Origin of the sequence: Ramlibacter sp., assembly GCA_019635435.1 — a bacterium.
Taxonomy (GTDB): domain Bacteria; phylum Pseudomonadota; class Gammaproteobacteria; order Burkholderiales; family Burkholderiaceae_C; genus JAHBZM01.
Map to the genome: position 1 here is coordinate 3,473,909 of JAHBZM010000001.1, position 12,719 is coordinate 3,486,627.

A 12,719-nucleotide genomic window follows, 5' to 3' on the forward strand; every position below is an offset into this window, starting at 1 on the left:
TCGGTCAGAAAATCTGCAGGCTGACCCAGTAGGAAATGGCCGCCACGAAGGCGGCGGCCGGGATCGTGAAGATCCAGGCCCAGACGATGTTGCCCGCCACGCCCCAGCGCACGGCCGAGGCCCGCTGGGCCGAGCCCACGCCCACGATGGCGCCGGTGATGGTGTGGGTGGTGGACACCGGAATGCCCAGCCCGGTCGCGAGGAACAGCGTGATGGCGCCGCCCGTCTCGGCGCAGAAGCCGCCCACCGGCTTGAGCTTGGTGATCTTCTGCCCCATGGTCTTGACGATGCGCCAGCCGCCAAACATGGTGCCGGCCGCAATCGCGGTGTAGCAGCTCACGATGACCCAGGCCGGCGGTGATTTGTCGCCGGCCGCGGTGTAGCCCGTGGCAATCAGCAGCATCCAGATGATGCCGATGGTCTTCTGCGCGTCATTGCCGCCATGGCCCAGGCTGTAGGCGCCAGCCGAAACCAGCTGCAGCCGCCGGAACCAGCCATCGACCCGCGACGGCGTGGCGCGCCGGAAACCCCAGGCCACCAGCACCATCATCAGCGAACCCAGCAGAAAGCCCAGCAGCGGCGAGACAAAGATGAAGGCCACCGTCTTGAGAATGCCCGCCGACACCAGCGCGCCCGACCCGGCCTTGGCCATCACCGCGCCCACGATGCCGCCGATCAGCGCATGCGACGAGCTGCTGGGAATGCCGTAATACCAGGTCAGCAGGTTCCAGGTGATGGCGCCCACCAGCGCGCCAAACACCACGTGCACATCCACCACGCCCGGGTGCACGATGCCCTTGCCCACGGTGGCCGCCACGCTCAGGTGGAAGACAAAGATGGCGATCAGGTTGAAGAACGCCGCGAACAGCACCGCGTGCGCGGGCTTCAGCACGCCCGTGGACACCACCGTGGCGATGGAGTTGGCTGCATCGTGGAAGCCGTTCATGAAGTCGAACGCCAGAGCCAGCGCCACCAGCAGGAGGATGACCCACAGGGCCACTTGTACCGTTGCCATGCCGTGCCTTCTGCGCGGTCAGGAGTTCTCGAGGACGATGCCCTCGATCAGGTTGGCCACGTCCTCGCACTTGTCGGTGATGGTCTCCAGCAGCTCGTAGATGGCCTTGAGCTTGATGACCTCGCGCACGTCGGGCTCCTCGCGAAACAGCTTGCTCATGGCGCTGCGCATCACGCGGTCGGCATCGGATTCGAGCTTGTCGATCTCCTCGCAGGTCTTCAGGGCGGCTTCGGCTGTGCTCGGGTCGGCGATCTTGTCCAGCAGCTTGACGGCGTCGGCCACGCGCTCACAGCACTTCACGCTCAGGTCGGTCAGGCGCGTGATTTCCTCGGTCATGTGCCGCACGTCATACAGCGCCATGGTCTCTGCCGAATCCTGGATCAGGTCGGCCACATCGTCCATGGTGTTGATCAGCTTGTGGATCTGGTCGCGGTCGATCGGGGTGATGAACGTCTTGTGCAGCATCTTGTTGACGTCATGCGTCACACGGTCGGCGGCACGTTCGGCGTTGTCCACGTCACGGTTGTACTGCTCGCGCAGATGCGGGTCGTTGTAGTTGGCCACCAGTTGCGAAAAGGCGCGCGCCGCCTCCACGATGCGGTCCGCATGCTGGTTGAACATCTCGAAAAAATTGCCTTCGCGGGGCATCAGCTTGCCAAACAGCATCGCTCACTCCAGGGGGGAGACATGTCAGAAATATGACGTTCTTGTGACAGCCCACGAGTTTAACCGCCGGCCTGGCCGGCCCCTCCGCAGCCTTTCAGCCGCCGTTCAGGCGCTGCGGAAGATGAAATACACGGCGCCCACCATGCACAGGCCAGCCCAGAGGTAGTCCAGCTTGAGCGGCTCCTTCAGGTAGAACAGCGTGAACGGCACGAACACGGTCAGCGTGATCACCTCCTGCATGATCTTGAGCTGGCCCACGCTCAGGCCGGCCTGCTGGAAGCCGATGCGGTTGGCCGGCACCTGCAGCAGGTATTCAAACAGGGCAATGCCCCAGCTGACCAGCGCCGCCGCGTACCAGGGCGCGGTGGCCAGGCTGCGCAGGTGGCCGTACCAGGCGAACGTCATGAAAACGTTGGAGGCCACCAGCAGCACAATCGCCTGCAATGGCAACGGGATGGATTGAAGCGCAGTCATGGCGAAATTATCAGCGGACGGGATCATTCATGCGGACGACGGGCTGGTGGTGGCGGACAAGCCCGCCGGCCTGCTGTGCGTGCCCGGGCGCGGCGCCGACAAGCAGGACTGCCTGTCGGCACGGGTGCAGGCCCGCTTCCCCGACGCCCTGGTGGTGCACCGGCTCGACATGGCCACCTCGGGCCTGTGCGTGATGGCGCGCGGCGCGGCGGCCCAGCGCCGCCTGAGCATGGCGTTTGCCCAGCGTGAAGTGAGCAAGCGCTACGTTGCCGTGGTCCACGGCCAGCTGGCGGCGCCACCCACCGCTGACGGCTGGGGCACCATCGACCTGCCACTGATCGCCGACTGGCCCAACCGCCCGCTGAGCAAGGTCGACCCGGTCCATGGCAAACCCAGCGTCACCCGTTGGCGCGTGCTGGCGCATGACGCGGCGGCCGGCACCACCCGGCTGGAGCTCGAACCCGTGACCGGCCGCAGCCACCAGCTGCGCCTGCACCTGCAGGCCACGGGCCACCCCATCCTGGGCGATACCCTGTATGCACCCGCGGCCGTGCAGGCCCTGGCGCCGCGCCTGCTGCTGCACGCCAGCGCCATCACCCTGCCCGACCCGCACAGTGGCCAGCCCGTTTCGTTCCGCAGCCCCGCGCCGTTCTGAGCGGAACTCCGGCGCGGCGCCGGCATCTCACCTCCAGCCCCCAAGGAGTCCGCCATGCCCCCGCATCCTGCCTTGCCGACCCGGCGCACCGTGACGGCGGCGCTGGTGGCCCTGCCCGCGGTCTGGACCGGCGCCCGTGCCCAGGCCATCAACGGGCGCCGCGCCACCCCCGCGCAAACGGAAGGCCCGTACTACCCGGTCACGGTGCCGCCCGACTCAGACCCCGACCTGCTGCGCAACGGCGCGCTGCCAGCCTACGGCGCCGGCCAGCCGATCTGGCTGGAGGGCACGGTGTCCGACCTGCAGGGCCAGCCCGTGCGCGGCGCGCAGGTTGAAATCTGGCAATGCGACGAGGCCGGCCACTACCACCACCCGGGCGACGGCAACCGCGCCGACCCGGCCTTCCAGGGCTTTGGCCGGGTTGCCGTGGGCCCGGACGGCAGCTACCGCTTTCGCACCATCAAGCCCGTGCCCTACACCGGGCGGACCCCGCACATCCATGTGAAGGTGCGGCTCGCGCGCCGCGAGCTGCTGACGACCCAGCTCTATGTGGCCGGTGAGCCCGGCAACGAGCGCGACTTTCTCTGGCGCCAGCTGCCGCCCCAGGACCGCGCCGCGCTGACCCGCGCGTTCCAGCCCGGCCCCGACGGCTTGCACGTGAACTTTCCACTCATCGTCACGGCCTGAGCCCGTGCCCGCTACGATGCGGGCATGACCCCACACCACCTCACCATCCTCACCGGCGCCTCGCGCGGCATGGGCCTGGCCATGGCCGGCCAGCTGCTGGACGCTGGCCACCACCTGCTGTGCATCTCGCGCAAGACCAGCGAGGCGCTGGACGCGAAGGCGCGCGCGGCCGGGCTGCCCTGCGAGCAGTGGCCGCAGGACCTGGCCCGCGCCGAGTCCGCCGCCGCGCTGCTGACGACCTGGCTCAAGACCCAGGACCCGGGCACGCTGGCCTCGGTCACGCTGATCAACAACGCCGGCCTGCTGCCGCGCATTGCGCCGCTGCCCGAGATCAGCACCGCCGACCTCGTGGAAGCCATGCGCGTGGACCTGGAGGCCCCAATGCTGCTGACCGGCGCCTTCCTGGGCGCCACGGCCGACTGGGCCTGCCCGCGCAAGGTGCTGAACATCTCTTCGGGGCTGGGCCGGCGCGCCATGGCCGCCCAGGCCGCCTACTGCGCGGCCAAGGCCGGCATGGACCATTTCAGCCGCTGCGTGGCGCTGGAAGAGGCCAGCCGCGCCAACGGCGCGCGCATCTGCTCGCTGGCGCCCGGCGTGATCGACACCGACATGCAGGTGCAGCTGCGTGGCGCGAGCACCGCCAGCTTCCCCGACATCGGCAACTTCATCGGCCTGAAGGACAAGGGCCTGCTGAGCTCACCCGAGGACGCCGCGGCCAAGGTGCTGGGCTGGCTGGCCCGGCCCGATTTCGGCGCCAACCCGGTGGCCGACGTGCGCGATCAGTAGACCTCGGGCACCACCAGCTCCTGCGGCACGGGCCGGCGGGCGTAGTCATCGTGGCGCTCGCGCTCGGGCAGCACCACCGCCGGGCGCTCGGTTTCGCTGTAGGGCATCTGCTGCAGCAGGTGGTGGATGCAGTTCAGCCGGGCCTTCTTCTTGTCGTCCGCCTGCACCACCCACCAGGGCGCGTCGGGGGTGTGGGTGCGCTCCAGCATCACTTCCTTGGCGCGGGTGTATTCCTCCCAGCGCCGGCGTGACTCCAGGTCCATGGGGCTGAGCTTCCACTGCTTGAGCGGGTCATGGATGCGGCCCAGGAAGCGCAGGTGCTGCTCTTCGTCCGAGATGGAGAACCAGTACTTGATGAGCTGGATGCCCGAGCGCACCAGCATCTTCTCGAATTCGGGCACGCTGCGGAAGAACTCCTCGTACTGCTCGTCGGTGCAAAAGCCCATCACCCGCTCCACGCCGGCGCGGTTGTACCAGCTGCGGTCAAACAGCACCATCTCGCCGGCCGCCGGCAGGTGCGACACATAGCGCTGGAAGTACCACTGCGTGCGCTCACGGTCATTGGGCGCGGGCAGCGCGGCCACCCGGGCCACGCGCGGGTTCAGCCGCTGGGTGATGCGCTTGATCACGCCGCCCTTGCCCGCGGCGTCGCGTCCCTCGAACACAATCACCACCTTGTGGCCGGTGTGCACCACCCAGTCCTGCAGCTTGACCAGCTCGGCCTGCAGGCGGAACAGCTCGCGGAAATAGCGCTGGCGCTCGGCGCGGTGACCGGCCTCCAGCGAGCCGCCGGCCAGCTCGTCGGCGGTGCGGTCCTCGCGCTCCATTTCCAGCTCTTCGTCAAAGCTGTCGATCAGGTCGCGGTGGATGCGGGCCAGCAGTTCGTCGTCGCGTGCGGTCACGGGGAAAGCCTTTCAGTGGGGTGCCATCAAACCTTCCCACGCTAGCGGTGCTGTGTGGCAGTGGTGTGACACGCTTGCCCGCCGCCAGGTGGTTCGCTCCTGAATTGATAGCTGACAGTGGCCGCCCCTCCTGGACTCCAGCCTGTTTTGACTTGAAACTGGCCCCGCGGCGGGCCTGCCGCTACAGTGGGGGCCATGACAGACCCCACCACCCCCGCCTCCTCCAACGGCCTGCTGGCCGGCATGCGCGTGCTGGACTTCGGCCGCTTCATCGCCGGCCCCTACTGCGCCGCGCTGCTGGGCGACCATGGCGCCGACGTGATCCGCATCGAGCGCGTGGAAGGCGGCGAAGACCGCTATGTGCCGCCGGTGGCCGACAGCGGCGAGGGCGGCCTGTACCTGCAGATGAACCGCAACAAGCGTTGCCTCACGCTGGACCTGGCCAGCGACGAAGGCCGCACCATCGTGCGCGAGCTGGTGCAGACCGCCGACGTGGTGGTGGCCAACCTGCCGCCGGCCACGCTGGCCAAGCTCGGGCTGGACTGGGACAGCATCCACGCACTCAACCCCCGCGTCGTGCTGACCCTGGCCACGGCGTACGGCAGCACCGGGCCGCTGGCCCAGCAGCCGGGCTTTGATTCGGTGGGCCAGGCCATGAGCGGCGCCATGTACATGTCGGGACTGCCCGATGCGCCGGTGCGCGCCAACGTCAACTATGTAGACATCGCCACCGCGCAGGCCTGCGCCATGGGCACGCTGGCCGCGCTGTGGGCCCGCGAGCGCACGGGGCTGGGCCAGCAGGTGGAAGGCTCGCTGCTGCGCTCGGCGCTGATCCACGGCAATTCGGTGCTGATCGAGCAGGCCGTGCGCGCGCCCAACCGCGTGCCCCAGGGCAACCGCGGCTACCTCGGCGCGCCCGGCGACCTGTTTCGCACCACCACGGGCTGGCTGGTGGTGCAGTCGGTCGGGCAGGCCATGTTTGACCGCTGGTGCGCGATGGTGGGCCGGCCCGAGCTGGCCACCGAAGCGCGCTACGCGAGCGACGCGCTGCGCGGCCGGCACAGCGCCGAGATCAGCGCCATCATGGGCGCATGGTGCGCCAGCCGAACGCGCGACGAGGTGCTGGCCGCGCTGGCCCGCGCCAGAATCCCGGCCGGGCCGGTCTACAGCCCGCAGGAGGCGCTGGACGACCCGCACGTGCAGGCCACGGGCCTGTTGCCTCAGCGGCCCTTTGGCGGCATGGCGGGCACCTACCCGCTGGCGCCGCATCCGGTGGATCTGTCGGCCACGCCGGCCGGGTTCCACCGCCCCGCGCCACAGCTGGGCGAACATACCGACGAGATTCTGGCGGCGCTGGGCCACAGCGCCGCGGCCATCCGCGGCCTGCGCGAGCGCGGCGTGGTCTGACCCGGCGCGCGTTCAGCCGCGCACCACCAGCACCGGCAGCGTGGTGTGCGACAGCACGCGCTGCGTGACGCTGCCCAGCAGCAGCTTCTCGATGCCGTGGCGCCCGTGCGATCCCATGATGATCAGGTCGGCGCCCAGCGAGGTCGCGGCCTCCAGGATGCCCTCATGCACCACGTGGCCCTCCACGGTTTTCTGCTCGCAGGACAGGCCCTGGGCCTTGACCGCATCGCTCGCCACGGCCAGCGCCTTGGTCGCGCTGGCCGTGGCCGCGGCCATGTATTCGTTCTGGCCGAAGGCGTAGTCGGCGCCGACGCCGACAAAGGGGTAGTAATCGATCACGTTGATGAGGGTGATGCGGCTGCCAAAGGCCTTGGCCAGCGTCACGGCCTTGTCGGCCGCGATCAGCGCGGTGCCCGATCCGTCGACCGGAACCAGTATGTGCTTGAACATGATGTGCCTCGCTTTCCCGGTTGCGCGGCACGCCGGTGCGGCATGCCAGCAAGGCCAATCTACACCCGTGTGCGGCCGCTGTCTGTAGGAAGAGGTGCTGCGGCCTCAGTCGCCCTGGAAGCCGCCCGCGCGGTAGGTCAGCACCAGCGTGTCGCGGTGGCCATGCCCGTCCTCGGGCTGGATCGGCGTGGACTCGTGGATCACGCGCTCGTCGTCCAGCAGCAGCAGCGTCCACGGTTCGGTCAGGGTGAAGCGCTGGCCGTTGGGGCCCTGGGTCTCGAACACGCGGGTCTCGCCGCCCTTGATGCCGTGACGCCCCACCAGCAGCACCGCCACCAGGTCCACGCCGTCGCGGTGGGCGCCCTCGGGCGTGGGCCGGCCAATGCCGTCGGCGGTGTCAATGCGGAACTGGTGCGCCTCCACCGACCAGGGCCGCTCGCCCTTGAATTCGCTGCAGACACGGCCAATGGCGCGCAGCAGCTTGCTCCAGCCAGGCTGCGCCACGGTCTGCGCCGCCATGGGTTCAAACCAGCGCTGCATGCCGCCATGCAGCGCGTTGTATTCCACCGGCTGCCAGTGCGCGCGGTGCGGCACGGGCAGCAGTTGGCCCTGTGCCAGGCTGAAGCAGGAATGGCGACGCCGCCGGTAGCGGCCGCCGTCCTTGAGGTATTCGTCCGGGGGCAGGTCGTCCCAGCCCGGCGTCAGCGCCTGCAGTTCTTCGGGCCGGCATCCGGCCAGTTCGCACACACCGGCCGGGCTCAGCACGGCATAGCCCTGCTGGCGCAGGAAGGTGACGAGTTGGGACGGGTAGGTGTAGGCGGGCGTCAGCAGCATCCCGCAAGCTTAGCGGATGCGCCGCTCAGGCGCCGACCTTCACGCCCTTCCAGAATGCCACGCGGCCGCGGACCATTTCGGCGTCGGGCTTGGGGTCGGGGTAGTACCAGACGGCGTCGGCATTGAGCTCGCCGTTGACGATCAGCGAGTAGTAGCTGGCCTGTCCTTTCCAGGCGCACATGGTCTTGTGGTTGCTGAAGGTCACGTAGTCGCGGTTCAGCGCGCTTTCGGGAAAGTAGTGGTTGCCCTCGACCACCACGGTGTCGTCGCTCTCGGCGATCACGGTATCGTTCCAGACGGCTTTCATGGGCTTTCCTTTTTCTACTGTGGCGCGTGCAGCCAGTGCACGCTGAAGAGGCGCCCGGGGTCGGTCCAGACCGGTCCGGGCGCGAAACCTGCCTGCGACGCGAGCGCGCGCAGGCCATCGATGGTGAACTTGTGCGAGTTCTCGGTGTGCAGGGTTTCGCCCTCGGCGAATTCAAAGGCCTCGCCGCCCACGCGCACCTGCTGCCGGCGGCGGCTGATCAGGTGCATCTCGATGCGTTGCAGCGGCGCGTTGTAGAACGCGTGGTGGGCAAACTGCGCCAGATCGAAGTCGCAGCCCAGCTCCTGGTTGGCCCGCTCCAGCAGGTTGAGGTTGAACGCGGCCGTGACGCCCTGCGCGTCGTTGTAGGCCGCATGCAGCACGGCCGGGTCCTTGACCAGGTCGGCCCCCAGCAGCAAGGCACCGCCGCGCAGCACCTGGGCCGCGGTGTGCAGGAAATGCAGGGCCTCGGCGGGCGTGAAGTTGCCGATGGTCGAACCCGGGAAAAAGCCCACGCGCTGGCCCGCCCCGCGCACCGGCGCGGGCAGCAGCAGGCGCTGGGTGTAGTCGGCCACCACGGGCTGCACATCCAGGCCGGGGTAGTCGCGGCGCAGGCCGGCGGCTGCGGCATCCAGGTGTTCGCCCGAGATGTCGATGGGCAGGTAGCGCGCGGGCGCTTCCATGGCGTCCAGCAGCACCCGCACCTTGGTACAGGAGCCGGCGCCAAACTCGACGATCTCGGCGCGCGGCCCCATGTGCGCGGCGATGTCGCGCGCCTGCGCCTGCAGGATGGCCGACTCGGTGCGCGTGGGGTAGTACTCGGGCAGTTCGCAGATCCGGTCAAACAGGGCCGAACCACGCGCGTCGTAAAAGTACTTGGGCGAGATGCGGCGCGGCTGCGAGGCCAGCGCCACCTTGAGGTCATGGGCAAAGGCGGTATCCGCCGCGCCGGGCTGGTCGGCCACGGCGGGGTTGCGGGCTTCGCGCGGTCGCAGGGCACGGCTCAGCATGTGGCCTCCCGTGCCAGCCGCAGGCCGCTGAACTGCCAGCGCGCCCCCGGTGGAAAGAAGTTGCGGTAGGTGGGCCGCTCGTGGCCCGCGGGCGTGGCCAGGCTGCCACCGCGCAGCACCACCTGCCCCACCATGAACTTGCCGTTGTACTCGCTGACCGCGCCCGACAGCGGGCGAAAGCCCGGGTACGGGTCGTACGAGGAGCGCGTCCATTGCCAGACATGGCCGGTCATCTGCGTGATGCCCGGCGCATCCACAGCAGCCTCCCATTCAAATTCGGTGGGCAGGCGCGCGCCGGCCCACTGCGCATAGGCCGCGGCTTCATAGAAGCTGAGCTGGCTGACCGGTTCGTTGTCGTCGAGCGCGCGGACACCGTGCAGCCCGAACACCTGCCAGTGCGGTGCATCGGCGCGCGGGTCATGCGGCGCCAGCCAGTAAGCCGGCGCCGTCCAGTGCCGGGCCTGCACCATGGCCCAGCCGTCCGACAGCCACCACTGCGGTTGCTGGTAGCCGCCATCGGCCACAAACTGCGCGTACTCGCCGCAGGTCACGAGCCGGTCGGCGATTTCGTAGGGCTGCAGCAGCACGGGGTGCCTGGGGGTTTCGTTGTCAAAGGCAAAACCGTCTCCCGCATGCCCCACGTTCACGGTGCCGCCGGGCCGGGCCAGCCAGCGCAGCGCGGGCGTGCTGCTGGCCAGGCGCAAGGCGGGGCTTTCGTCGGCGCGGCAGGCGGGCAGCAGCGGGTTGCACGAGAACGCATGCAGGATGTCGGTGAGCATCAGTTCCTGGTGCTGCTGCTCATGGTGCAGGCCCAGGGTGAGCAGCGGCAGCGCGGCCTGCCAGGCGGCTTCGTCGGCCCCGGCCATGAAGCGCGCCACCGCGTCATCGACATGGGCGCGGTAGGCCAGCACCTCGGCCTGCGACGGCCGCGTCAGCAGGCCGCGCTGCGGCCGCGCGTGGCGCGGGCCCAGCGACTCGTAGTACGAGTTGAAAAGGTAGGCATAGGCCGCGTCAAACGGCTGGTAGCCCGCGGCGTGGGCCTGCAGCACCACGGTCTCGAAAAACCAGGTGGTGTGGGCCAGGTGCCACTTGATGGGGCTGGCGTCGGGCATGGACTGCACGCACTGGTCTTCGGCCGACAGCGGCGCCGCCAGGGCCAGGCTGTGGGCCCGCACCTGGGCAAACCGCTGCATCTGCGCGGCGCGCTGGGGCGGGACGGGGTGTGCCGGTGAGGGCCGGGATGGGGAAAGGGACGAGAGCGACATGGACATGCCGGAAAGCCTCCTGCTTTTTTGTGCCTGAGGGCCACGGGTTCCTGGGCACCCGCGCCTCCAGGGAGTTGGTCGTGTTCCGATCAAATTCATTACAGCACAGGCACGCGGTGCGCGTGTGTCGGATCAGAACCCTACTGACATTTCTCGCGGGCTTCTTGCCGCGTTCCCGCCGCACTTCCTGCCGGATCGCCCAGCCCGTTTGCTATGGTTTCAGTAGCACACAGTGGCCGCCCCGTCTGGACTCCAGCCCTGTTTGATCAAAATCTCGGGCTCAAAGCGCCTTGCGGCCCATCAAACCGCCCAGCCGGCGCACCAGCCACTTGGGGCTGCCGCGCGAGGCCAGCATGGCCGCGCGGTTGACCACGCCGGGCACGCAGATCACCTCGCCCTTGAGGCAGGCCTCGAAGCCCTGGCGGGCCACGTCGTCCACATCGCCGATCAGGAAGCCCGGCAGTTGGCCCAGCCGCGCGTTGGCCTGGGTGGCGCTGCTGAGCATGTGGGTGGCGGTGATGCCCGGGCACAGCGCGGTCACGGTCACGCCCGTGCCGCGCAGCTCCTCGGCCAGCGACTCGGTGAGCGACAGCACATAGGCCTTGCTGGCCGCGTAGGTGGCCAGCGTGGGCACGGGCTGGAAGGCGGCGATCGACGCCACGTTGAGCACCCGGCCACTGCCGCGCGCCACCATGGGCGGCAACAGATGCGCGAGCATCGCGGTGAGCCCGGCCATGTTCAGGTCGATCATCTGCGCATGCACGGCCGGCTTCATCGCGGCAAAGCTGCCTTGCGACAGCACGCCCGCGCAGTTGACCAGCACATCGATGCGGCGGCGCTTGCGCCTGAGCGCGGCCGCGAGCCGCGCGGCGGCGTCGGGTTGCGACAGGTCGGCCGGCTCGACCCAGGCCCTGACCCCCTGTTCGGCCGACAGGGCCTGCGCGAGCGCGGCGAGCTTGTCGGCGCTGCGCGCCACCAGCACCAGGTCGTGACCGGCCTGGGCAAAGCAGCGGGCCAGCGCCTCGCCAATGCCGGACGAGGCGCCCGTGATCAGGGCAACGGGGGAAGCGATGGCAGCCATGGAAGCTCCGTGAGCGCGTGGGAGCTTCATTCAAGCATAGACCGGGCTCTCTGGAAAGTTGTCACGTGCGCTACCCCGCGGGGCAACGGCCGCCGCTAACATCGATCTTCTTTGAGCAACGCCGAATCCAGGAGACCCCCATGTCCGCAACCACCACCCTCACCAACCACCAGGTCCGTCTGGCCCAGCGCCCCACGGGCACGCCCGGGCGTGAATGCTGGAGCTTCACCGAAGAACCCGTGGCCGAGCCGGCCGCCGGCGGCGTGCTGGTCAAGACCCTGGCGCTGTCGCTGGACCCGGCCATGCGCGGCTGGATGAATGAGGGCAAGAGCTACATCCCGCCCGTGGGCATTGGTGAAGTCATGCGCGCCGGTGGCATTGGCAAGGTGGTGGCTTCGGCCAACCCGAAGTTCGCCGTGGGCGACATGGTCTCGGCCAGCCTGGGCGTGCAGGAATACTGCCTGGTGCCCGAAGACCAGGTCAAGCGCAGCGGCATGTTCAAGATCGACCTGCGCGCCGGCACCATGACGCAGTGGATGAACGTGCTGGGCATGCCCGGCATGACCGGCTACTTCGGCCTGATGGATGTGGGCATGCCCAAGCCGGGCGAGACCGTGGTGGTCTCGGGCGCGGCGGGCGCCGTCGGCCAGACCGTGGGCCAGCTCGCCAAGATCAAGGGCTGCCGCGTGGTGGGCATTGCCGGCGGGCGCGCCAAGTGCGACTGGGTGGTGAACGAGCTGGGCTTTGACGCCTGCATCGACTACAAGGCCGGCAACGTGAAGGCCGGCCTCAAGGAACACTGCCCCAAGGGCGTGGACATCTACTTTGACAACGTGGGCGGCGACATCCTGGACGACGTGCTGGCCCGCATTGGCCGCGGCGCGCGCATCATCATCTGCGGCGCCATCAGCCAGTACAACAACACCACGCCCGTGCAGGGCCCCAAGAACTACCTGAGCCTGCTGGTCAACCGCGCGCGCATGGAAGGCATTGTGGTGTTCGACTACGCCGACCGCTACCACCTTGCGGTGGCCGAGATGGCCGGCTACCTCAAGGACGGCCGCATGAAGAGCAAGGAAGACATCGTGGAAGGCCTGGAGACCTTCCCCGAGGCGCTGATCAAGCTGTTCACGGGCGCCAACTTCGGCAAGCTGGTGCTCAAGGTCGCCGAGGCCTGAGCGCC

The 12,719-nt window shown here is 68.9% G+C and carries 15 protein-coding genes; 5 read left to right on the top strand and 10 right to left on the bottom strand.

What is annotated here, in order from left to right:
• Positions 1-4: 4 nt before the first annotated feature.
• The 3 genes from KF796_16780 to KF796_16790 all read right to left on the bottom strand — a co-directional run bounded on the left by KF796_16780 (position 5) and on the right by KF796_16790 (position 2,155).
• Complete coding sequence (locus KF796_16780; protein ID MBX3588290.1) at positions 5-1,015, bottom strand: inorganic phosphate transporter; 1,011 nt, start codon at positions 1,013-1,015, stop codon at positions 5-7.
• Positions 1,016-1,033: 18 nt separating this feature from the next.
• Positions 1,034-1,681, bottom strand: coding sequence for a DUF47 domain-containing protein (locus tag KF796_16785; GenBank protein MBX3588291.1), 648 nt, complete (start codon positions 1,679-1,681; stop codon positions 1,034-1,036).
• Positions 1,682-1,786: 105 nt separating this feature from the next.
• On the bottom strand, positions 1,787-2,155 hold the full coding sequence (locus KF796_16790) for a DMT family protein (protein MBX3588292.1): 369 nt from the start codon (positions 2,153-2,155) through the stop codon (positions 1,787-1,789).
• On the opposite strand from KF796_16790, the gene KF796_16795 reads away from it, so the two are divergent.
• From KF796_16795 to KF796_16805, 3 genes are read left to right on the top strand one after another with little or no spacing between them, the layout of a single operon-like run.
• Positions 2,154-2,810: an RNA pseudouridine synthase gene (locus KF796_16795; protein ID MBX3588293.1), complete on the top strand. Its 657-nt coding sequence runs from the start codon at positions 2,154-2,156 to the stop codon at positions 2,808-2,810. The two genes, KF796_16790 and KF796_16795, sit on opposite strands and share 2 nt — an antisense overlap.
• Positions 2,811-2,864: 54 nt before the next feature.
• Positions 2,865-3,497, top strand: a complete 633-nt coding sequence (locus KF796_16800; GenBank protein MBX3588294.1) for an intradiol ring-cleavage dioxygenase — start codon at positions 2,865-2,867, stop codon at positions 3,495-3,497.
• 24 nt (positions 3,498-3,521) lie between these two features.
• On the top strand, positions 3,522-4,283 hold the full coding sequence (locus KF796_16805) for an SDR family NAD(P)-dependent oxidoreductase (protein MBX3588295.1): 762 nt from the start codon (positions 3,522-3,524) through the stop codon (positions 4,281-4,283).
• Here the strand turns inward: KF796_16805 and ppk2 are convergent.
• Complete coding sequence (gene ppk2, locus KF796_16810) at positions 4,277-5,185, bottom strand: polyphosphate kinase 2 (protein ID MBX3588296.1); 909 nt, start codon at positions 5,183-5,185, stop codon at positions 4,277-4,279. The genes KF796_16805 and ppk2 overlap by 7 nt on opposite strands.
• A gap of 195 nt (positions 5,186-5,380) precedes the next feature.
• On the opposite strand from ppk2, the gene KF796_16815 reads away from it, so the two are divergent.
• Positions 5,381-6,592, top strand: coding sequence for a CoA transferase (locus tag KF796_16815; GenBank protein MBX3588297.1), 1,212 nt, complete (start codon positions 5,381-5,383; stop codon positions 6,590-6,592).
• A gap of 12 nt (positions 6,593-6,604) precedes the next feature.
• Here the strand turns inward: KF796_16815 and KF796_16820 are convergent, their stop codons facing one another.
• The 6 genes from KF796_16820 to KF796_16845 all read right to left on the bottom strand — a co-directional run bounded on the left by KF796_16820 (position 6,605) and on the right by KF796_16845 (position 11,536).
• A complete protein-coding gene (locus KF796_16820) occupies positions 6,605-7,042 on the bottom strand; it encodes a universal stress protein (protein ID MBX3588298.1) in 438 nt (145 codons plus the stop codon).
• Between the two features lie 105 nt (positions 7,043-7,147).
• Positions 7,148-7,876, bottom strand: a complete 729-nt coding sequence (locus KF796_16825; protein MBX3588299.1) for a 2OG-Fe dioxygenase family protein — start codon at positions 7,874-7,876, stop codon at positions 7,148-7,150.
• Positions 7,877-7,901: 25 nt separating this feature from the next.
• Positions 7,902-8,183, bottom strand: a complete 282-nt coding sequence (locus KF796_16830) for a DUF427 domain-containing protein (GenBank protein ID MBX3588300.1) — start codon at positions 8,181-8,183, stop codon at positions 7,902-7,904.
• 14 nt (positions 8,184-8,197) lie between these two features.
• Positions 8,198-9,190, bottom strand: coding sequence for an L-histidine N(alpha)-methyltransferase (gene egtD / locus KF796_16835; GenBank protein ID MBX3588301.1), 993 nt, complete (start codon positions 9,188-9,190; stop codon positions 8,198-8,200).
• Complete coding sequence (egtB, locus tag KF796_16840) at positions 9,184-10,461, bottom strand: ergothioneine biosynthesis protein EgtB (protein ID MBX3588302.1); 1,278 nt, start codon at positions 10,459-10,461, stop codon at positions 9,184-9,186. Before egtB ends, egtD begins: the two co-directional genes overlap by 7 nt.
• Before the next feature lie 274 nt (positions 10,462-10,735).
• A complete protein-coding gene (locus KF796_16845) occupies positions 10,736-11,536 on the bottom strand; it encodes an SDR family NAD(P)-dependent oxidoreductase (protein ID MBX3588303.1) in 801 nt (266 codons plus the stop codon).
• 140 nt (positions 11,537-11,676) lie between these two features.
• Here KF796_16845 and KF796_16850 point away from each other — a divergent pair, with 140 nt between their 5' ends.
• Positions 11,677-12,714 carry an NADP-dependent oxidoreductase gene (locus KF796_16850; GenBank protein ID MBX3588304.1) on the top strand — a complete coding sequence of 346 codons (1,038 nt, stop codon included), beginning with the start codon at positions 11,677-11,679 and terminating at the stop codon, positions 12,712-12,714.
• Positions 12,715-12,719: the final 5 nt, after the last annotated feature.

Excerpts from the sequence above, each read along its gene's own strand:
- KF796_16780 (MBX3588290.1), bottom strand. The coding sequence starts at position 1,015 with ATGGCAACGGTACAAGTGGCCCTGTGGGTCATCCTCCTGCTGGTGGCG.
- KF796_16785 (MBX3588291.1), bottom strand. The coding sequence starts at position 1,681 with ATGCTGTTTGGCAAGCTGATGCCCCGCGAAGGCAATTTTTTCGAGATG.
- KF796_16795 (MBX3588293.1), top strand. The coding sequence starts at position 2,154 with ATGGCGAAATTATCAGCGGACGGGATCATTCATGCGGACGACGGGCTG.
- KF796_16790 (MBX3588292.1), bottom strand. The coding sequence starts at position 2,155 with ATGACTGCGCTTCAATCCATCCCGTTGCCATTGCAGGCGATTGTGCTG.
- KF796_16800 (MBX3588294.1), top strand. The coding sequence starts at position 2,865 with ATGCCCCCGCATCCTGCCTTGCCGACCCGGCGCACCGTGACGGCGGCG.
- KF796_16805 (MBX3588295.1), top strand. The coding sequence starts at position 3,522 with ATGACCCCACACCACCTCACCATCCTCACCGGCGCCTCGCGCGGCATG.
- KF796_16815 (MBX3588297.1), top strand. The coding sequence starts at position 5,381 with ATGACAGACCCCACCACCCCCGCCTCCTCCAACGGCCTGCTGGCCGGC.
- KF796_16820 (MBX3588298.1), bottom strand. The coding sequence starts at position 7,042 with ATGTTCAAGCACATACTGGTTCCGGTCGACGGATCGGGCACCGCGCTG.
- KF796_16825 (MBX3588299.1), bottom strand. The coding sequence starts at position 7,876 with ATGCTGCTGACGCCCGCCTACACCTACCCGTCCCAACTCGTCACCTTC.
- KF796_16830 (MBX3588300.1), bottom strand. The coding sequence starts at position 8,183 with ATGAAAGCCGTCTGGAACGATACCGTGATCGCCGAGAGCGACGACACC.
- egtD (MBX3588301.1), bottom strand. The coding sequence starts at position 9,190 with ATGCTGAGCCGTGCCCTGCGACCGCGCGAAGCCCGCAACCCCGCCGTG.
- egtB (MBX3588302.1), bottom strand. The coding sequence starts at position 10,461 with ATGTCCATGTCGCTCTCGTCCCTTTCCCCATCCCGGCCCTCACCGGCA.
- KF796_16845 (MBX3588303.1), bottom strand. The coding sequence starts at position 11,536 with ATGGCTGCCATCGCTTCCCCCGTTGCCCTGATCACGGGCGCCTCGTCC.
- KF796_16850 (MBX3588304.1), top strand. The coding sequence starts at position 11,677 with ATGTCCGCAACCACCACCCTCACCAACCACCAGGTCCGTCTGGCCCAG.